This is a genomic window from Aureimonas endophytica (genome assembly GCF_014642635.1).
Lineage (GTDB): Bacteria > Pseudomonadota > Alphaproteobacteria > Rhizobiales > Rhizobiaceae > Plantimonas > Plantimonas endophytica.
In genome coordinates, this window is the sequence record NZ_BMIQ01000001.1 from 1056490 (window position 1) to 1073319 (window position 16830).

The window sequence follows — 16830 nt, forward strand, 5'->3', positions numbered from 1 at the left end:
CGCCTGGAACGCCCGGCGATAAGGGCACCCGGCGCGGAGCGGCGTCCACTACCTGCCGAGCATACCTCCGTCTGCGGCCGGTACACCCGGTACACCCGATAAAGCGGACGGGTGTACCGCCTATATGCCGAATTAAGTCTCTGTAAGAATTAGATTTTTCTCGTCTGGTACACCCGGTACACCTGTTACACCCTAAATCGGATTATGTCGGTGCGAGTTTGCTTCATGCGCGTAGGCGAGTGACCGTGGGCGCTTCGGCCGGCGCGAGGTAGGCGGACCATGCCTCCATCAGTTGGCGACGTTTCTCCAAGGCATCGCCACGGCGGTAGGCGCGTTCGACCTCATTCCCCACGCTATGAGCGAGGGCCTGCTCTGCCACCTCGCGCGGATAATCCGTTTCGTTTCCGCACCAGTCACGGAACGTCGAACGGAAGCCATGCACCGTGCAGTCGGCTTTCAGCGTATCGAGCAGACCGTCCATCGCCATTTTCGAGATCGATTTCCCCTCGACACGGCCGGGAAAGACGAACTCATTTTGGCGGAGCTCTGCTGCCGCTTTCAGGATCGCGATAGCGCGTTTCGAGAGAGGAACCCGGTGCTCTTTGCCCATCTTCATCCGCCTTGCCGGGATCGTCCAAACTTCGTCTTTCAGGTCGATCTCGGACCAAAGCGCTCCGTGTACCTCACCAGAGCGGGCCGCTGTAAGAATGGCGAATTCGAGCGGTGCGGCGCCAAGCGCCGCTGCAGCTCGGATTTCCTTCATAAGAGCCGGAAGGCGTTGGTATGGGAGCGCGGCATGATGCCCGCGCGAAAGTCGTGGCCGGGCAGGCAGAATGTTCTCTAGGTGGCCACGCCAAAGCGCTGGGTTCTCTCCCGTTCGCCAACCTCGCGCCTTAGCGAAGTTCAGGACGGTTTCAATTCGACCGCGAAGGCGTGAGGCTGTTTCCGGCTTGCTGGACCACAGAGGGCTGACGACCTTCAACACCTCATCAGTGCCTATTTCTGAGACGCGTATGCCACGGAGGGGCTTTGCATAAATCTCCAACGTCATTTTCCATTGTGCGGCATGCTTCTCATTCCGCCATGACGTCGTCTTCGCGCTGATTACCATGTTCGCGCATTCGCCGAACGTCGGCTCCGTTGCGGCCAGACGTTGCGCCTTTCTTTCCGCGATCGGGTCTCGCCCCGCCCCGACATGCTCCCGGCACTCGGCAGCCAGCTTCCGGGCCTTTGCAAGGCTGATGCTGGGATAGGCGCCCATCCCCATCTCGCGCCGCTTGCCATCGCGGACCCACATGAAGAGCCAGGACTTCGATCCGGCCGGGGCTACGTTCAGGTAAAGCCCACCACCATCCGAGTGCCGACCTGCCTTCAAGTTGGCCGACTTGATCGCCGTATCGGAAAGCTTGTTCAATCCGCGCGCCATATCATCCCACTTCCTTCCCCACTTGAGAATGGGGATGTCTGGACACTATGCGAGACAACGAGAGATAGAAAGCCGCACTGAAGTTGATGCCTGAACTGCCTTTTGAGACGTAGGGATACAAAGAGAACGGTCGGTTGGGCGGTCTCGCCATCCGCCCAGATGCGGCGGATGCCGGCGATCGGCCCCTCGCAGAGACCGATCGCGACATTGCCGAAATAGCGATAGGTGGTGACGCTCGCTCCCCGCGAGGCCCCGCCCTTGCCGCCGCGCCGCTCGGTCGAGCGTTCCTCCTCGAAGCGGGTCGTCCAGATCACCTGGCCCGCGAGACGCGCGGTGCCGTAGACCCGGGCGATGCCGGCGCCCTCGTCGGCATCCTGGATGCGGGAGGCGGCGAGCCGCGCCCCTTCCAGGTGGCGCTTCGGGGACAGAAGCGCGTTGTCGATGGCCGCGCCGCCGAGCGCGCCGAGCGCCCGGCCGACGACGCCGCCGAGCGGGCCGCCGATCAGCGTGCCGAGCGCGCCGCCGGCCGCCTGAAGAAGAATGGTCGCCATGGTTCAGCGCTCCGGGAAACGGAAGACACCGGCGATCCGGCGCGTCCAGGCCGGCACGAGCGGCGAGGACAGGACGGCCATACCTTCATAGGCATGGATCAGCCGCTCGCCCTCGTCGAGAATGCCGCAATGCTTGGCGACCGCGCCGCTCCGCCAGCGGAAGACCAGGACGTCGCCGGGCTGCCGCGCCGCGATGGGCAGGGGTTGCAGATGCCGCGCCGCCGCCGCCAGCAGGCGTTCCGGCCCGCCGCGCTCGGCCCAGTCCGGCGCATAGGGACCCGGCTCCTCCGGCTCCGCGCCATGGAGTTCGCGCCAGACGCCGCGCACGAGGCCGAGGCAGTCGCAGCCGACGCCGCGCCGCGAGCCCTGGTGGCGATAGGGCGTGCCGAGGAAGCCGCGCGCCGCGAGAAGCACCCTCTCCCGCATCACGGCACCACCGGCCCGCCATCGTGGCGCCCGTCCTCCTTGGCGATGGCGAGCGCCCGGTCGTTGCCCGGCAGATGCGGAAAGCCGCGAAAGTTGAGGCCGTTGGCGAAGCGCGCCCGGCAGGTCGCGAAGGACTTGTCGCAGCCCGCATGAAGGCGCGCCGCGTCGCCCGGCGCCTGCCCGCCCGAAAGGCCGCCGAGCGGCACGAGGCGGATCGCGCCGCCTGCCAGGAGTTGCAGGCCGGCAATATCGGAGGAGAGGCCCGCTCCTTCCCCGCTGCGCCAGGAGACGCGACCTTGGGCATAGAGGGCGGGATCGACGGGTCCGGCCGGCGCGAGGATGGCGGCGCCCGCCTCCTCGATGCCGCTCACCACCGCGTCGAGGAAGAGATCGGCGCGCGCGGTGTCGATACCGCAGCCCGCGTCGCCGAACTGCGCGTCGCAGCGCCGACGATAGAGCCGGCCGCGCCGCCGGTCGAGCCGGCTCGCCAGCCCCCGCAATTCGGCGGTGAAGGCGCTGTCGCCGCGCTTCACCTCGCCGAGTTCCGCCTTGTCGACAAGAAGGTGCTGCTCCGGCGCGCTCCAGTTGACGAGAAAGGTCTCGACCTCCGCCCCGTCATAGCGTCCGGCGAGGATGTCCTTCTCCGCGATCGAGGTCGAGGACAGCGCGCCGCTCACCTCGCGCGTCCCGGCGGCGAGACCGAGTTCCGCCTCAGCCTCGCTGGCCGAAAGCCCGCTCGCCGCCTCGAAGACCGTGCCGTCGAAGGCGAGCGCCTCGTCGTGATCGGTGAAGCCGAGGACGGTGCCGTCGCGGCGCGTCAGGCGCCAGCACTGGCAGAGCGTCGTCGCCGAAGCGGCGAGATGCGCCGCGAGAGGTTTGGGAACGGTTCTCACGGACGGATCTCCACGAGCGGGATCGAGGGGATTTCGCCGGCCTCGAAGGCTCGGACATTGAGGACGAGCTGGTCGAGATCGAAGCGGACGGGCACGTCGAACTCGAAACCGGCCGTCACCGCCGCGCCGGCCGTCGGCGCCGTCGCGAAGGTGATCCTCCCGGTCGCGGCCTCCAGCGTGAAACCGGCCTCCAGCGCGGCGCCCGCGAGCCCCGGCTTCACCGTGCCGGGCACGGGCTTGGCGATCGGCCGGACATAAGCCTCCGCGCCGCTGCCATAGGTCTTGGTCAGCGCGAAACTCCTCGTCGCTCCGTCGCCCGTGCCGATGATCTGGTCGAACGGCGTCACCGGCGCGCCGTAAGGGCCGGAGCGATGGTCGAAGGGATCGCGGAAGCGGAAGCCGACGAGCTTGCCGCGCCGCGCCTCGAAGAAGGCGAGCACCGCGCCGAGATCGGCGAGGCTTTTCACTCCGCTGCCCGCGTCGTAGCGACGGAAGGCGTGGCGGTGGCGCTGGTTGCGCGTCTCGAAGCCGGTGGCGAGCCGCACCACCTCGATATGCCGCTCCGGCCCGCCGCTGGCGCCGAAGGCGACGCCCAGCGGAAACCGTTCTTCGCTGAAGGAGGCGAGCCCCATCAGAGCCCCCGCCGTCCGCGCTCGGCGGCGCGCGCCAGCATCGCCTGGATCTGCGCCTCGGAGCGGCGGAAGCTCGCCGCGTCCGCCGTCGTCACGTTGAAGACGATGCCGCCGGTCCCGCCCCGGCCCGGTCCGGCGGCGACGCCGAGCGTGCCGTCCGGCCCGCGCCGAAGCGGCAGGATCGCCTCGGCGCCCGCCTCGCCCATCAGGCCGATCCGGCGGCCGCTCGGAAAATAGCTGGGGCTCGCGACGACGCCGCCCTTGGCGAAGGGCTGCACCTGTCCGCTCGCGGCGCCGCCACCGCCGAACAGCGCTCCGAGCCCGCCGGCCAGCTGGCCGAACAAGCCGCCCGCCGCGTCCGTCACCGGCTTCAGCGCGGCGTTGAGCGCGATCGTGGAGAGGCGCAACGCCAGCTGGCGCAGCACCGTGTCGAGCGACTGCGTGCCGGCCACCGCGCCCTTCAACGCCCCGCTGAAGGCCGCGCCGAAGGCATCCGCCTTCGCCGTCATGTCGCCGAGCGCCTTATCGAAGGCGCTGGTATCGGCCTCGATGCCGATCCGATAGGTCTCCTCGGTCGTCATGCGGGTCTCCGGTGTTGATCGGGAAAGCGCGCGAGAAGCGTCTCGAAGGCATGGCGCGAGGGCGCCTCGCCATGCGTGACGGCGAAGGGGGCGAGCGCCCGGCCGAATTCGCGCGGCGTCATGCGCCAGAAGGCGTCGGGGGCGAGGCGCAACAGGCCGAAGGCGGCCGACATCGCTTCGTCCCAGGGAAAGGGCTCGGCCGCGCCGGAGGCCCCCGGCTCCGGCGCGGCGCTCAAGGGTTTGCGGACCGCGCCTCGCCGAAGGCGGCGCCCAGAAGCTCGGCGACGAGCGCCGCCGCGCCCGCCATGCCGCCTTCGAAACGCATCGCCGCCACGGCCTCGTCGCTGACGGAAGAGCCGGCACCGCGCAGGCCCGCGCCGAGGATGCGGACGATGTCGCGCGCCGCGAGCTGGCCGGAGCCGAAACGGCGCGTCAGGCCGGCCAGATCCTCCGCGCCGAAGGCGTCCTCCAGTTCGGCGAGCGCTCCCAGCGTCAGGCAGAGCACCCGCGCCTCGCCGTCGATGATGGCGCCGACCTCGCCGCGCCGCCGATTCGCCGCCATCAGAGCACCGCGAAGGACAGGGCGCCGGCCGATTCCAGCGTCGCCTCGAAGGTGACCTCGCCATTGAACTCGCCCGCATATTCGAGCGCCGTCACCTGGAACGGCCCGGCGATGCGGCCGAAATCCGGCACCGTCACCTCGAAGGCGCCGATCCTGCCTTCGAAGAAGAGCTGGCGGATCGCGGCATCGGAAGCGGCGTCCTTGAAGATGCCCGTGCCCGAGATCGAGGCGCGCTGGACGCCCGCTCCGCCGAGCAGTTCGCGCCAGCGCCCAGCGCTGTCGGCATCGGTAATCTCGACGGTCTCGGCATTGAAGGCGATGCGCTTCGTCCGCAGCCCCGCGACGGTCTGGAAGCTCGTGCCTCCCGAGGCGTCGAGCTTGAGTAGAAGGTCCTTGCCCCGTTGCGCGCCCATGCGGCCCTGTCCTTTCGGCAAAAGAAAAAGGGCGATCCGCGAGGACCGCCCTTGATGGAATGATCGTGGCGGGGCCGTCTCCGCCTCGCGCCGCCCGTCAGGCCAGCGGTTCGGTCACTGCGCGGAAGCGCAGGATGCCGTGGAAGTTCGGCGAATCCGGCTCGCGCCGCGCCTCGGCGAACTGAAGCTGGAGATTGACCAGCCGATGGCCCTCGACCGGCAGATGCGCGTCGTGCAGCTTCGTCGAGACCTCGTGCATGATCGCGTAGGTCTCCGCCTTGCCGCCGCCCCGCCCCCACACATGGAGCGTCAGGATGTGCTCGGCGCCGTCTTCCGTGCCGGTGGACCAGTCGACCACCGTGGAGCGTCCGAGCGTCAGATAGGGAAAGGCGACCCGATCGGGCGCGCCGTCGAAGATCTTCGGGCCGCCGAGCATCGCGACGATCGCCGCATCGGTGCTCAGGGCCTTGAACACGGATTTCTGCAGTTCAGCGCTCGAATGCATCATGCCGGGCCTTCCTCCTCGCAATCACGCTAGACCTTGCCTCGAAATATGGCGTGACAAGGGCCTTATTTTCGCCGCAAGCCTGAATTCGCCGCGTTCCCGCCTTCGTGATCGCCCGGCGAGCGCCGGCCGATAACCGCAAGCATGGAGCTTCCGGGCAGCGGACCCAGAGTCTCGGCCGTCGCCTGCCGCATCGCCGCGGCGAGCGCGGCGGCGCGGAAGCGGTTCGTGAGCTTCGTCAGGCGCGGCGGCGCGGCGCGGAGGCGCATCACGCCTCCTCCTCGCAGCGGCAGACGAGATAGCGCCCGCTCTCGTCCGGGTCGTGCACCGAGCGGATGAGAAGGCGCCGCGTACCCAGGAGAAAGGCCATGCCGCGCTCGAGCCCGACGCGCCGGCGGCAGATCACCCGATGGGTGATCGTCGCCTCGCGCCGGTCGAAGCGCTCGGCGGCATCGACCGCCAGCGGCTCGACATGGACGAAGAGTTCCGCCACTTCGCGCCAGGGGCCCGCCTGCCCGCCCGCGCCGTCGGACGACAGATCCGCCACCTGGAGCGGCACACGGCGATTGAGGAGGCCCGGATCGATGAAGAGGAGCGCCATCTAGAGCCGGACCTCGCGGAAGGCGGCGATCGCCGCGCGGGCGGCGGGCGGGATCAGCGCCGGCTGCATCTCGGGCGCCAGGGCCGCCCGCGTCTCGTAGGAGACGGCGACCATGCGCTTGATGGCGAGCTTCAGCGCCTCCGGCACGTCGGCCGGCGCGAAGCCGGCCGTCACGTCGATCTCCAGCCCGTTCGCCGCCGCCAGGACGATCTCCGTCAGTCGCACCGTCTCGCCGGCGCCAAACCGTTCCAGAACGGCATTCGCGGCCGCGAAGGCGCGCGGCAGGCCGTCGGCGCCATAGGCGGTGAGGCCGAGGACGGTGGCGACCGGCCGGCGCGGCAAGGCCACGCGGCCGTCCGGCGGCAGGTCGCCGATCGCGATCCGAAGATCGCGGCGCCGGAGCGCCAGACCCGTCTCGCGTTCCACCGTCTCGCGCGCGGCGCCGATAAGGGCGGCGATCAAGACGTCCTCGTCGTCGCGCTCGATGCGGCACCAGGTCTTCGCCTCGGCGAGCGCGACGGGTTCCGGTCCCGCGTTTCCCAGTTCGATCAACACCATGTCCGGCCATCCCTCGCGCGATACGAAAGAAGGCCGGGCATTCTCGCCCGGCCTTCCGCTGGTTCGATGCCGGCCCGTCAGCCGGCGAAGACGAGGAACTTCGCGGCGTCGAAATCCTGGATGCCGCCGCCGACGCGCTTCGTCGTGTAAAAGAGGACGTAGGGCTTCGCCGAATAGGGATCGCGCAGCACGCGCACGCCCTGGCGATCGACGATGAGATAGAAGCGGGCGAAATCGCCGAAGGCGACGGCCTTGGCGCCCGGCGCGATGTCCGGCATCTCCTCCGCCTCGACCAGCGGAAAGCCCATCAGCGTCGCCTTGCCCCCCGCCGTCGCCGGCGGCTGCCAGAGGTAGAGGCCGTTCGCATCCTTCATCTTGCGGATGACGCTCTGGGTGCGCCGGTTCATCACGAAGCCGGCGTTCTGCCGGTAGCCGGCCTTCAGCGTATAGACGAGATCGACCAGCGCATCGCCGGCACCGGGGCCGAAGGTGCCGGCCGCGCCGGTCGCGACCGTGCCGACGCTGCCCCAGGCCCATTTCGCTTCCGCCACCGTCGGGGCGGTCATGAAGCCCTTCGGCTTGTTCACCCCGTCGCCGTTGACGAAGGCGGCGCCTTCCTGCGCGGCGAAGGACTGCTCGACCTCGGCGCCGATCCACTGGTCGATATCGACGGCCGAGTCGTCGAGCAGCGCGTTGGTCGCGGCCGGCATCGCGTAGAGTTCCATCGTCGGGAAGGCGAGCTCGGCGAGCGTCGGAGTCGTGGTCTGCGGCCGGGCGTCCGTCTCGCCCACCCAGCCGGCCTGCGCGCCGGCGATGGAATAGGGCTTCTTCAGAACGGCGGCCGAGACGGTGCGCACCGAGGCGATGGCGCGGATCGGCGACAGCGTGGCGAGCCGCCGGCCGATCTCGCGTTCCGTTTCCGGCGGCACAGTGAAGCCGCCATCCGCGCCGACGAGGCCGGACAGCGCCTTCTCCTCCAGCTGGCGATAGCCGCGCTCGTCGCCGCCGCGCATATCGGCGTCGAAGGCCTGGCGATGCTCGCTCGGCTGCGCGGCCGCCGTCTCGCCCCCGGCGAGGCGCGGGCGCATCTCCTTCAGCGCCAGCCGGTCCATGCGCTTCTGCTGCTCGTCGATCGTGCGATTGAGGCGCTCGACCTTCTCCTCGGTGAGGACGTCGGCGCTCATCCGCTTCTCGATGGCACCGACGCGCTGGTCGTTCTCGCCTCGGAACTCCTCGAGGGCCCGCATCATCGTGGCGAAGGCCTCGTGGAGATCGCCCGTCTGGGCCTTCGTCTCCGGCAGGGAGGAAAACTCGGTCATTCGCTTCTCCTGTTTACGATATGTTCCAGACAGGACGGGATCCCGACCCCGCCCTGCCGATCCGCGCCGCCGCCTCGCGCATCCGCGCCGCCAGCCGCTGAAGCGCCTCGCCCGTTTCCCCGCGCCATTCGGCGAGCCGGGCCCGCTCCTGCATCGGAAAGGTCACGACCGAGACTTCCCAGAGATCGATCCCGACGAGGCGCCGCTTCGCGCCGGGCGCCGAGAGCCCCTGCCGCTCGGCCCACCGCGTCTTGAAGCCGATCGACAGGCCGTCCAGCGCCCCGGCGAGGATCAGTTCGTGCGCCTCGCGCCCGCCGCTCGTTCCGAGCGCCAGACGGCCCTCGGCATAGAGACCGGTCCGGTCCTCGACGAGCCGCGTCCAGACGCCGATCGGCCCGGCGGGATCGTGCTGCCAGAGCATGCGCACGCCCGCCGCGCCGCGCCGGCGCAGCGAGGCGGCGAAGGCGCCTGGCGCCACCTCGTCGCCCGAAAGGTCGACGGCGCCGAAGACGCTGGCATAGCCCTTGATCACGCCCGGCTCGGCGCTCCCGGCCAGTTTCGCCGGCGTGGGGTCCGCCCTCATCGCCCGCCCTCCCGTCCATGCCGCGCCGGAAACAGCGTCGCCGCGAAGCGCGCCAGGATGCCGAGCGCCCACCAGGCGCAGAGGCTGGCGGCGGCCGAGCCCATCAGCGCGAGCTCCGCAGGCGCCAGCCGGTCGGCCAGCGCCAGATGCTCGGCAAGCGCGAGCCCGGCCGGGGCGCCGAAGACGAGGCCGGTGACGAGGCCGATCAGGAAGCGGGCCGCTGCCTCGCGCCGGCCGCGCGGCAGGAGATAGGCGACGGAGATCGCCGAGCCGGCCGCGGCGCCGAGGAACTTGGCGCTCCAGAGCGCCGCGAGCGAACCGCCCTCCACGCTCATGCGTCCCTCCCCGCGCCGGCCTCGCGCGGGCCGTAGCCCACCGCCTCGCGCTTCTCGTCCTCGGACAGGAAGCTTGCCGCGCCGAGCCTTGCCCAGAGCGCCTCCCGCTCGGCGGCGAGCCCCTCGATCCGGTCGGGATCGAAGGCGAGGCGAAGCCCCTCCGCGCCGAACTGCGCGCCGAGCCAATGGCCGAGCGCCGAGGTCAGCCGCGAGAGGAGCGGCAGTACGGTGAGGCGCAGGAAGGCGCGATTGGCTTCCTGGTAATTGGCGAAGGTATTGTCGCCCGGCAGGCCGAGCAGCATGGGAGGAATGCCGAAGGCGAGCGCGATGTCGCGCGCCGCCCCGTTCTTGGCTTCCATGAAGTCCATTTCCTGCGGCGTCAGGCCCATGGCCTTCCAGTCGAGGCCGCCTTCCAGCAGCATCGGGCGGCCGGCGCGGGCCGCGCCCGCATAGCCGCTTTCGAGCTCGCTCTTCAGGCGGTCGAACTGGTCGGGCGAAAGATTGGCGCCGTCGCCCGGCCGATAGACCAGCGCGCCGGAGGGCCGGGCGGAATTCTCGATCAGGGCGCGGTTCCAGCGGGCGGCGGCATTGTGGAGGTCGAGCGCCTGGCCGGCGGCGCCGAGCGGCGCGAAGCCGAGCCCGTCGCTCAACGGATGGAAGAGCCGCAGGTGGAGAAGCGGCCCGACACCTTCGGCCTCCGCCGCCGGAATGCGGCGCAGCGTCGACCCGACCCGGTATTCATAGGCCTCCGGCCAGCCGTCCGCCCCGTCCACCAGCCGCACCCGGTCCGGCCGCAGCGCATGGAGCATGCGCGGCCGGCCGTCGAGGCGCGTCGCCTCGACGAAGGCATTGCCGGACAGGAGCAGGTGGCCGACGATCCGCTCGACGAAGCCCGCGCCGTCGAGTCCGAGCTCCGGCTGGCGCAGGAGGTCGAGAAGCGCATGCTCCGCCAGTTCCTCGCGCCCGTCATAGAGCAGCAGCGGCACCGCCGCGACGGTCTCCGCCACGAGGCGCACCGCGCGATAGACGACCGGGTTGCGCATGAAGCCGTCGCGCGCCAGGGCGCCGTAGGAGCGCTCGCCCTCGCCGGTTCCCGTCAGGCCCGTGAAGAGCAGCGTGCCGCCCAGCGTCGCGGTTTTCGCCTCGCCCGGTCCGCCGCTGGCGCGCCTGTCCGGCGCGCGCGGCCGCCACGCCGCGATCAGCGATCGCAGTCCCATGCCGATCTCCTCAAGGTTCGAAGTCTACAATCCGCGAATGCGCGGTTCGGCGCTCGGCGCGGCGAGCGCCGTCACCGCCCAGACCAGCGCGTCGAGCCGGTCGGGCGAGCGGCCGGAGGTCAGGCCCTCCGGCCCGAAATCGGCCATCTCGTCTTCCAGCGCCGGGAAAGTCCCGGCATGTCGCACGCGGCCCTGCTCGTAGAGCGCGGCGACGGGCTCGGCCCGCAGCCACTTGCCGCGCGTCGCCCGGACCGCCTGGACCGGGATGTCCGGCTGGACGGTGCGAAGCACCGCCTCCACCATGTCGCCGCCCTGATTCACCTCGGCGACGATCCGGTCCGCTTCGAGCCGCACGAAGAGCGCGACGGCGGCCCGCGCCCATTCGGGCGGCTTCAGTCCGCGCCGGCTCTCGTCGGCGAGCACGTAGATCGTCCCGTCGATGCCCATGCCCGCCGCGACGATGCCGCAGGCATCCGATCTCGCGGTGCCGGTCGCCGGCGGGTCGACGGCAACGACGATGCGCCGCAGTTCCGGCGCGTGGCGCAGCCGCAGCCGGTCGATCGAGGCCCGGTCGAACAGCGCGTCCTCGCGCCCGTCGATCATCTCGCCGTCGAGTTCCTGCCGGCCGATGCGCGTCCCGCCATAGAGCGCCCGCATCGCCGCGACGAAGCCGCCGGCGAGATTGGCCTCGTTCGCGGCCGTCGTCATATGGGTCGCGACCGTCGCCGGGTCGGCGAGGAGCCGCTTCAGGATCGGCACCGGGCGCGGCGTCGTCGTGAACAGCGCCCTTGGCCCCGAGCCGAGGCGCAGCGCCAGTTGCAGATTGTCGAAGCTCGCCTCGCCATGCACCCATTTCGCCAGCTCGTCGCCCCAGGCGGCGTCGAACTGGTAGCCGCGCAGCGCGTCTGGGTCCTCGGAGGAGAAGACCTGCGCCACCGCGCCATTGGCGAAGACCAGCCGCCGCCGCGTCGTCTCGAAGACCGGCTTCTCGCCGAGCGCGACGGCGCGGATGCCGCTTTCGCCCTCGATCATCACCTCCCGCGCGTCGCCGAGCGTTTCGGCGACGAGCGCGATCCGGCCGTAGCGGCGGGCGGCGGCGAAGGGCGGCGTTCCGGCGACGAGGCCGAGCACCCATTCCGCCCCGGCCCGCGTCTTGCCGGAGCCACGCCCGCCGATCAGCAGCCATTGCCGCCAGTCGCCCGGCGGCGGCAATTGCTCGGGCCGGGCGATGGCCGGCCAAGGCGGCATCGCCTTCAGAAGCGCCGCGCGGCTATATTGGCCGATCTCGGTCGCCGCGAGGCGCCAGAAATCGGCCTCCGCCAGTTCGCCGTCCCCTCCGGTCAAGCAAGGCTCGCGGTCGTTTCGGCATTGCCGAACAGGCGCCGCCCGCCAAGACGGCGCGCGTCGAGCGCCCGCAGCCGCTTCATCAGCTCGGCCCGCAGCCGCTCGGCCTCCGCTTCGTCGGCCGCCTCGCCCGCCACGGCCGCCGCCTCCGCCCGCGTCAGTTCGAGAAGCTTGTAGAGCGTGCGCGTCAAAGCGCCGATCGCCTCGACGCGGGCCTTGGCGCCCCCCGCCGTTTCCGCTCCCACCCGCGCCGCCTCGGTCCCCTCGCCCCGCGCCTTCGCGATCGAGCGCTCCAGGCCCAGCACCTCGCCCGTCAGGGCGCGCAGCAGGCGCTGCGACAGCGTCCGCCTCGGCTTGCCCGCCTTCGCCTTGTCCGCATCCACCGTGCCGCCGACCGTCATGCCAGCCCCCAAAAACAAAAAGGGCGACAGGACCCTTCGGTCCGCCGCCCGCAATTTCTCGACTGTAGCTGAAGACTACCCAAGCACCGTCACGCAGTCAAGGACAATTTTCCTATCTCATCTTCGTGGCCGCGCGCCGGGGCAACCTTCCCGCTGCCGCCTCATTCGGAAGGGGACAGCCGCAAGGAGACTGCGATGAGCAAGCACCACAAGGCCGGCAGCGCCGCCGCCATTCGTCCGATCGACGATCTCATCCGCAATCCGGGCATCAACAGCTCGAAGGGCATGACCATGGCCGGCGCGGAACCGGAGGACATCGAAGGCGAGTCCACCTTCGAAGGCGATGTCGAGAACGATGTCGTGCCGAACCGGCCGGTCACTGCCAACCAGCGCGGCCGGACGAATTCCTGACGCGATCCGGCCCGGCGTTCCGGCGCCGAGCCGAGCCTCAGCGGCGCGGTCGCCGCATGCGCGGCACCTGTCCCGGCCAGGCGGCGAGATGGTGCTCGAAATCCTCCAGTTCCATGCCCTCCTCGCTGACGGTCCGGCCGCGCACCGAAACGCCGGCCTCGTGCACGCTGTCGGGATCGCCCGACACGAGATGGTGCCACCAGTAGAGGTCGCGCCCCTCCGCCACGAGGCGATAGCCGCAGGTCGGCGGCAACCAGGAGATCTCGCGCACCTTTTCAGGGCTCAGCGGAATGCAGTCGGGCACGGTGGCCTGCCGGTTCGGATAGTCGACGCAGCGGCAGCTCCCGTCGTCGAGGAGGCGGCAGGCGACGCTCGTCCAGGCGATCTCGCCCGTCTCCCAGTCCTCCAGCTTGTTGAGACAGCAGCGACCGCAACCGTCGCAGAGGCTCTCCCACTCCGCCGGAGTCATGTCCTCGAGCCGCTTGGTCTTCCAGAAGGGGCTGTTGCCGTTTTCCATCGCTTCGCCATTCACCGGCACCGCATCCGCGACTTCGTTGTTGCCGCCGCATGCGCGCCATACTTAAACTCGTAGAAGGGAAGAAACCGATAGAATCAAGGCGGGTTAGCTTCTGGCGAGGCCCGCGGAACCATGACGGGTCGATATTGCGCCGCTCTCCCGACCGGAAGATGAAACGCTGGGTCCCGTCGCGTCTCATCGAGATCGACGCCTGGATCGACTCGACGCTGTGGCGCTTCTTCCACGGCTCGGGCGGCCTTTGGGAAAAGATCACCATCGTCTCGCGCCGGTTCCGCGCGCGCGGCTTCAAGAAAGGTCTCGTCGAACTCTGCTGCGAGGGCCTGACGCTCGGCCTCGGCGGTCTCGTCGTCCTCTACGTCCTCGCCCAGCCCGCCATGCGGATGACGGCGAACGGGTTGCCGCGCGAGACCGACTATTCGGTCCTCTTCCTCGATCGCCACGGCAACGAGATCGGCCGGCGCGGCGTGCTGCGCTCCGATTCCGTGCCGGTGGACGAGATGCCGGACCATTTCATCAAGGCCGTGCTCGCGACGGAGGATCGCCGCTTCTTCGAGCATCTCGGCATCGACTTCATCGGCCTGTTCCGCGCCCTCAGCGAGAACGCGCGGGCCGGCGGCGTCGTCCAGGGCGGCTCCACCCTCACCCAGCAGCTGGCGAAGAACCTCTTCCTCACCAACGAGCGCACGATCGACCGGAAGATCAACGAGGCCTTCCTGGCGCTCTGGCTGGAATCGCATCTCACCAAGCGCCAGATCCTCGAGACCTATCTCAACCGCGCCTATATGGGCGGCGGCGCCTTCGGCGCGGAAAGCGCCGCCGAGTTCTATTTCAACAAGGACATCCGCGACGTCAGCCTCGCGGAAGGCGCGATGCTGGCCGGCCTTTTCAAGGCGCCGGCGAAATATGCGCCGCATATCAATCTGCCGGCGGCGCGCGGCCGGGCCAACGAGGTCCTGTCCAACATGGTGCAGGCCGGCTTCATGACGGAGGGACAGGTCGTCGCGGCCCGCCGCCAGCCTGCCACCGCCGTCGATCGCGGCACCACCGCCTCGCCCGACTATTTCCTCGACTTCGCCTTCGCCGAGGTGCAGCGCATCGCGGAGGGCATCCCGCATCGCAATTTCGTCGCGCGCACGTCCTTCGACGCTTCCATGCAGCAGCTGGCGGACGAGTCGATCCAGTATCACCTGCGCCAGTTCGGCAAGACCTTCGACGTGGACGAAGGCGCGATGGTCGTCATCGACAATGACGGCGGCGTGCGCGCCATCGTCGGCGGCCCGGATTACGGCGTCTCGCAGTTCAACCGCGCCACCAAGGCGCTGCGCCAGCCGGGCTCGTCCTTCAAGGCCTATGTCTACGCAGCGGCGATGGAATCCGGCATGAAGCCGAACGACATCGTGTCCGACGCGCCGGTCACGGTCGGCGGCTGGTCGCCGCAGAACTACGGCCGGTCCTATGCGGGCCGGATCTCGATCGTCGATGCCATGGCCCATTCGCTCAACACCGTCGCGGTGCGCCTCAGCCAGAAGGTCGGAATGGCGAAGGTCACGGCCCTCGCCAAGGCGATGGGCGTCGAGTCGCCGCTGCGCGGCGACAAGACCATGGCGCTCGGCACCTCGGAAGTGACGGTGATGGACCAGGCGACGGGCTATGCGGTCTTTGCCGCCGGCGGCATGGATTCGCATCGCCACGCCATCCTCCAGCTCTCCGACACCAATGGCGAGACGCTCTGGGACGCCGCGCGCGACATGCCGCCGCGCCACCGCGTCCTGTCGGAGCCGGCGGCGAAGTCGATGAACGAGATGCTCGTGCAGATCCCGATCCGGGGCACGGCGCGCAAGGCGGCGCTGACGATGACGCGCGCCGCCGGCAAGACCGGCACGACGCAGAGCTATCGCGACGGCTGGTTCGTCGGCTTCACCGGCAATTTCACCGCCGCCGTCTGGTTCGGCAACGACGACTTCCATCCGACGAACAAGCTCACCGGCGGCTCGATCCCGGCCATGGCCTGGCAGCGCGTGATGGAGGCCGCCCATCAGGGCATCGACCTGAAGCCCATTCCCTATATCGCCGACCCGCTGCCCAAGCCCTCCGAGGCGGTGGCGCAGGCGAAGGGCGACGGCCCGCCGCCGCCGGTCCGACCGCCTTCCCTCAATGCCGAGACGCAGAAGGTGCTGAACGGCATTTCCGAACTCATGCGCGGCGCGCCGCCGCTCGCGCCCGAAAAGGTCGCGGCCAATACGGGTCCTTCCGCCGTGGATTCCCGCCCCCAGTGAGCGCCGTTCCGATCGCCCTCCCCGCCGCGCCGCAGCCTGCGGCCCGCTGATGCGTTTCCTGCTTCTCGTTCTCACCGCCGTCGCGATCGCTCTCGGTCTCGGCGGCTGGAGCGCCAAGCGCGCGCTGGATGCCGGCGCCGGCAGCGGTCTCGTCAGGATCGGCGTCTGGACGGCGGACCCGACCGCCGGTTCCGTCGATGCCGACCCTTACGAGAAGGCGCGCCTGTCGCGGGCCGGCAACCTCACGCTCGGCATCGGCGAAGGCGTCCAGTTCAAGGCGGCCGTCGATGCCGGTGGCACGCCGCTGCGCCGCGAATGCAGCTATCGGCTGTCGGGCGAATTGCCGCTCGCCCGGGTCTGGACGCTGGCGGCCTATACGCCGAACGGCCGGCTGATCCAGCCGCGCGCCGGCCGCCCGAGCCGCCTCGTCTCGCATGGCCTGATGCGGGCGGAGGACAATTCCGTGGAGATCGAGGTGGCGCCGGACGCCCGTCCCGGCAACTGGCTGGCGATCGACGGCAAGGGCCCGCTGGTGCTCGCGCTGACGCTCTACGACACGCCCGCCAGCACGTCGAGCGGCCTCGGTCGCACGCCGATGCTCGCCGTCGAGCGGAAGGGCTGCCCCCGTGTTTAAGGCCGTCATCGCCCTGATCGTCGGGCTCGTCGGGGCGGCGATCGTCCATATCGCCGTGATCTTCGCGATGCCCTGGGTCGCGTCCAACAATTCCTGGGGCCGGCTGGCGCGTCTCGGCGCCCTCTTCGACGTCGTCCGCATCGATCCGCAGCTCACCGCCCCGCCGGAAGGCGTCGGCCCGCCGGCCGGCTCGCTGCGCCACGAATTCCCCTTCGTCGATCCCGCCTTCCTCACCGCCAGTTGCCGCTTCTCCCTCGCCGAGGGTCCGGTGCGGCTGCGCAGCGACGTGTCGACCAGCTTCTGGTCGGCCTCGATCTATTCGCGGCGCGGCGACAATCTCTATTCGATCAACGACCGCTCGGCCGTCGGCGGCCGGTTCGACCTCCTCGTCGGCTCGGCCGATCAGCTCGGCGACGCGAAGGCGGCCTCGCCCGATCCGAACGAGACGACGATCCCGGTGGAATTTTCCGAAGGCTCCGGCTCGCTGACGATCCGCGCCCTGGTCGATGGCGAAAGCATGCAGCCGGAGGTCGAAGCCTTCCTGCGCGGCCTGTCCTGCAAGGCCGAAGCGCCGCCCGAGGACGGCGACGCGACCGAGGACGCGCCGGCCGGCGGCTGACGCGG

General features: G+C 70.0%; 23 protein-coding genes and 1 pseudogene. 4 read left to right on the forward strand and 20 right to left on the reverse strand.

The window, feature by feature from the left end; translation table 11 throughout:
* Positions 1-223 precede the first annotated feature (223 nt).
* From IEY14_RS05290 to IEY14_RS05380, 19 genes and pseudogenes are all read right to left on the reverse strand, one after another.
* Complete coding sequence (locus IEY14_RS05290; protein ID WP_188907122.1) at positions 224-1426, reverse strand: tyrosine-type recombinase/integrase; 1203 nt, start codon at positions 1424-1426, stop codon at positions 224-226.
* A gap of 146 nt (positions 1427-1572) precedes the next feature.
* A pseudogene (locus IEY14_RS05295) lies at positions 1573-1977 on the reverse strand (baseplate multidomain protein megatron); the annotation flags it as partial.
* A gap of 3 nt (positions 1978-1980) precedes the next feature.
* Positions 1981-2403: an NlpC/P60 family protein gene (locus IEY14_RS05300; protein ID WP_188907124.1), complete on the reverse strand. Its 423-nt coding sequence runs from the start codon at positions 2401-2403 to the stop codon at positions 1981-1983.
* A complete protein-coding gene (locus IEY14_RS05305) occupies positions 2403-3296 on the reverse strand; it encodes a phage/gene transfer agent baseplate hub protein (protein ID WP_188907125.1) in 894 nt (297 codons plus the stop codon). The genes IEY14_RS05300 and IEY14_RS05305 overlap by 1 nt, the downstream gene beginning before the upstream one ends.
* Complete coding sequence (locus IEY14_RS05310; protein ID WP_188907126.1) at positions 3293-3928, reverse strand: DUF2460 domain-containing protein; 636 nt, start codon at positions 3926-3928, stop codon at positions 3293-3295. Before IEY14_RS05310 ends, IEY14_RS05305 begins: the two co-directional genes overlap by 4 nt.
* Positions 3928-4509 (reverse strand): phage tail tape measure protein, encoded by a 582-nt coding sequence (locus tag IEY14_RS05315; RefSeq protein ID WP_188907127.1) that lies wholly within the window; start codon positions 4507-4509, stop codon positions 3928-3930. The genes IEY14_RS05310 and IEY14_RS05315 overlap by 1 nt, the downstream gene beginning before the upstream one ends.
* Positions 4506-4745 carry a rcc01693 family protein gene (locus IEY14_RS05320; protein ID WP_244639297.1) on the reverse strand — a complete coding sequence of 80 codons (240 nt, stop codon included), beginning with the start codon at positions 4743-4745 and terminating at the stop codon, positions 4506-4508. Before IEY14_RS05320 ends, IEY14_RS05315 begins: the two co-directional genes overlap by 4 nt.
* Positions 4742-5071 (reverse strand): gene transfer agent family protein, encoded by a 330-nt coding sequence (locus IEY14_RS05325; protein ID WP_188907128.1) that lies wholly within the window; start codon positions 5069-5071, stop codon positions 4742-4744. Before IEY14_RS05325 ends, IEY14_RS05320 begins: the two co-directional genes overlap by 4 nt.
* On the reverse strand, positions 5071-5484 hold the full coding sequence (locus IEY14_RS05330) for a phage major tail protein, TP901-1 family (RefSeq protein ID WP_188907129.1): 414 nt from the start codon (positions 5482-5484) through the stop codon (positions 5071-5073). Before IEY14_RS05330 ends, IEY14_RS05325 begins: the two co-directional genes overlap by 1 nt.
* Positions 5485-5581: 97 nt before the next feature.
* Positions 5582-5992: a DUF3168 domain-containing protein gene (locus tag IEY14_RS05335; RefSeq protein ID WP_188907130.1), complete on the reverse strand. Its 411-nt coding sequence runs from the start codon at positions 5990-5992 to the stop codon at positions 5582-5584.
* Positions 5993-6054: 62 nt separating this feature from the next.
* The gene (locus IEY14_RS05340) at positions 6055-6258 is read right to left on the reverse strand and encodes a hypothetical protein (protein WP_188907131.1); all 204 of its coding nucleotides are present in this window, start codon (positions 6256-6258) and stop codon (positions 6055-6057) included.
* On the reverse strand, positions 6258-6590 hold the full coding sequence (locus tag IEY14_RS05345) for a phage head closure protein (RefSeq protein ID WP_188907132.1): 333 nt from the start codon (positions 6588-6590) through the stop codon (positions 6258-6260). The genes IEY14_RS05340 and IEY14_RS05345 overlap by 1 nt, the downstream gene beginning before the upstream one ends.
* Positions 6591-7148, reverse strand: coding sequence for a head-tail connector protein (locus IEY14_RS05350; RefSeq protein ID WP_188907133.1), 558 nt, complete (start codon positions 7146-7148; stop codon positions 6591-6593).
* 77 nt (positions 7149-7225) lie between these two features.
* Positions 7226-8467: a phage major capsid protein gene (locus IEY14_RS05355; RefSeq protein WP_188907134.1), complete on the reverse strand. Its 1242-nt coding sequence runs from the start codon at positions 8465-8467 to the stop codon at positions 7226-7228.
* A 13-nt stretch (positions 8468-8480) separates the two neighbouring features.
* Positions 8481-9050 carry an HK97 family phage prohead protease gene (locus tag IEY14_RS05360; protein ID WP_188907135.1) on the reverse strand — a complete coding sequence of 190 codons (570 nt, stop codon included), beginning with the start codon at positions 9048-9050 and terminating at the stop codon, positions 8481-8483.
* Positions 9047-9385, reverse strand: coding sequence for a DUF6107 family protein (locus IEY14_RS05365; protein ID WP_188907136.1), 339 nt, complete (start codon positions 9383-9385; stop codon positions 9047-9049). The genes IEY14_RS05360 and IEY14_RS05365 overlap by 4 nt, the downstream gene beginning before the upstream one ends.
* A complete protein-coding gene (locus IEY14_RS05370; RefSeq protein ID WP_188907137.1) occupies positions 9382-10602 on the reverse strand; it encodes a phage portal protein in 1221 nt (406 codons plus the stop codon). Before IEY14_RS05370 ends, IEY14_RS05365 begins: the two co-directional genes overlap by 4 nt.
* Before the next feature lie 24 nt (positions 10603-10626).
* On the reverse strand, positions 10627-11850 hold the full coding sequence (locus IEY14_RS05375) for a DNA-packaging protein (protein WP_188907401.1): 1224 nt from the start codon (positions 11848-11850) through the stop codon (positions 10627-10629).
* A gap of 92 nt (positions 11851-11942) precedes the next feature.
* A complete protein-coding gene (locus IEY14_RS05380) occupies positions 11943-12347 on the reverse strand; it encodes a hypothetical protein (protein WP_188907138.1) in 405 nt (134 codons plus the stop codon).
* Positions 12348-12542: 195 nt separating this feature from the next.
* Between IEY14_RS05380 and IEY14_RS05385 the strand changes: the two genes are divergently transcribed.
* Complete coding sequence (locus IEY14_RS05385) at positions 12543-12758, forward strand: hypothetical protein (protein WP_188907139.1); 216 nt, start codon at positions 12543-12545, stop codon at positions 12756-12758.
* Between the two features lie 37 nt (positions 12759-12795).
* Here the strand turns inward: IEY14_RS05385 and IEY14_RS05390 are convergent, their stop codons facing one another.
* The gene (locus tag IEY14_RS05390; RefSeq protein ID WP_188907140.1) at positions 12796-13275 is read right to left on the reverse strand and encodes a YcgN family cysteine cluster protein; all 480 of its coding nucleotides are present in this window, start codon (positions 13273-13275) and stop codon (positions 12796-12798) included.
* Positions 13276-13445: 170 nt separating this feature from the next.
* Between IEY14_RS05390 and IEY14_RS05395 the strand changes: the two genes are divergently transcribed.
* The 3 genes from IEY14_RS05395 to IEY14_RS05405 are packed head-to-tail and all read left to right on the forward strand — an operon-like array spanning position 13446 to position 16825.
* Positions 13446-15572 (forward strand): transglycosylase domain-containing protein, encoded by a 2127-nt coding sequence (locus IEY14_RS05395; RefSeq protein ID WP_188907141.1) that lies wholly within the window; start codon positions 13446-13448, stop codon positions 15570-15572.
* Positions 15573-15621: 49 nt separating this feature from the next.
* Positions 15622-16206, forward strand: coding sequence for a DUF1214 domain-containing protein (locus IEY14_RS05400; protein WP_188907142.1), 585 nt, complete (start codon positions 15622-15624; stop codon positions 16204-16206).
* Positions 16199-16825 (forward strand): DUF1254 domain-containing protein, encoded by a 627-nt coding sequence (locus IEY14_RS05405; RefSeq protein WP_188907143.1) that lies wholly within the window; start codon positions 16199-16201, stop codon positions 16823-16825. The genes IEY14_RS05400 and IEY14_RS05405 overlap by 8 nt, the downstream gene beginning before the upstream one ends.
* Positions 16826-16830 lie beyond the last annotated feature (5 nt).

Excerpts from the sequence above, each read along its gene's own strand:
- IEY14_RS05350 (WP_188907133.1), bottom strand. The coding sequence starts at position 7,148 with ATGGTGTTGATCGAACTGGGAAACGCGGGACCGGAACCCGTCGCGCTC.
- IEY14_RS05345 (WP_188907132.1), bottom strand. The coding sequence starts at position 6,590 with ATGGCGCTCCTCTTCATCGATCCGGGCCTCCTCAATCGCCGTGTGCCG.
- IEY14_RS05365 (WP_188907136.1), bottom strand. The coding sequence starts at position 9,385 with ATGAGCGTGGAGGGCGGTTCGCTCGCGGCGCTCTGGAGCGCCAAGTTC.
- IEY14_RS05390 (WP_188907140.1), bottom strand. The coding sequence starts at position 13,275 with ATGGAAAACGGCAACAGCCCCTTCTGGAAGACCAAGCGGCTCGAGGAC.
- IEY14_RS05385 (WP_188907139.1), top strand. The coding sequence starts at position 12,543 with ATGAGCAAGCACCACAAGGCCGGCAGCGCCGCCGCCATTCGTCCGATC.
- IEY14_RS05325 (WP_188907128.1), bottom strand. The coding sequence starts at position 5,071 with ATGGCGGCGAATCGGCGGCGCGGCGAGGTCGGCGCCATCATCGACGGC.
- IEY14_RS05315 (WP_188907127.1), bottom strand. The coding sequence starts at position 4,509 with ATGACGACCGAGGAGACCTATCGGATCGGCATCGAGGCCGATACCAGC.
- IEY14_RS05330 (WP_188907129.1), bottom strand. The coding sequence starts at position 5,484 with ATGGGCGCGCAACGGGGCAAGGACCTTCTACTCAAGCTCGACGCCTCG.
- IEY14_RS05400 (WP_188907142.1), top strand. The coding sequence starts at position 15,622 with ATGCGTTTCCTGCTTCTCGTTCTCACCGCCGTCGCGATCGCTCTCGGT.
- IEY14_RS05360 (WP_188907135.1), bottom strand. The coding sequence starts at position 9,050 with ATGAGGGCGGACCCCACGCCGGCGAAACTGGCCGGGAGCGCCGAGCCG.
- IEY14_RS05380 (WP_188907138.1), bottom strand. The coding sequence starts at position 12,347 with ATGACGGTCGGCGGCACGGTGGATGCGGACAAGGCGAAGGCGGGCAAG.
- IEY14_RS05370 (WP_188907137.1), bottom strand. The coding sequence starts at position 10,602 with ATGGGACTGCGATCGCTGATCGCGGCGTGGCGGCCGCGCGCGCCGGAC.
- IEY14_RS05300 (WP_188907124.1), bottom strand. The coding sequence starts at position 2,403 with ATGCGGGAGAGGGTGCTTCTCGCGGCGCGCGGCTTCCTCGGCACGCCC.
- IEY14_RS05335 (WP_188907130.1), bottom strand. The coding sequence starts at position 5,992 with ATGATGCATTCGAGCGCTGAACTGCAGAAATCCGTGTTCAAGGCCCTG.
- IEY14_RS05340 (WP_188907131.1), bottom strand. The coding sequence starts at position 6,258 with ATGCGCCTCCGCGCCGCGCCGCCGCGCCTGACGAAGCTCACGAACCGC.
- IEY14_RS05375 (WP_188907401.1), bottom strand. The coding sequence starts at position 11,850 with ATGCCGCCTTGGCCGGCCATCGCCCGGCCCGAGCAATTGCCGCCGCCG.
- IEY14_RS05355 (WP_188907134.1), bottom strand. The coding sequence starts at position 8,467 with ATGACCGAGTTTTCCTCCCTGCCGGAGACGAAGGCCCAGACGGGCGAT.
- IEY14_RS05310 (WP_188907126.1), bottom strand. The coding sequence starts at position 3,928 with ATGGGGCTCGCCTCCTTCAGCGAAGAACGGTTTCCGCTGGGCGTCGCC.
- IEY14_RS05395 (WP_188907141.1), top strand. The coding sequence starts at position 13,446 with ATGAAACGCTGGGTCCCGTCGCGTCTCATCGAGATCGACGCCTGGATC.
- IEY14_RS05290 (WP_188907122.1), bottom strand. The coding sequence starts at position 1,426 with ATGGCGCGCGGATTGAACAAGCTTTCCGATACGGCGATCAAGTCGGCC.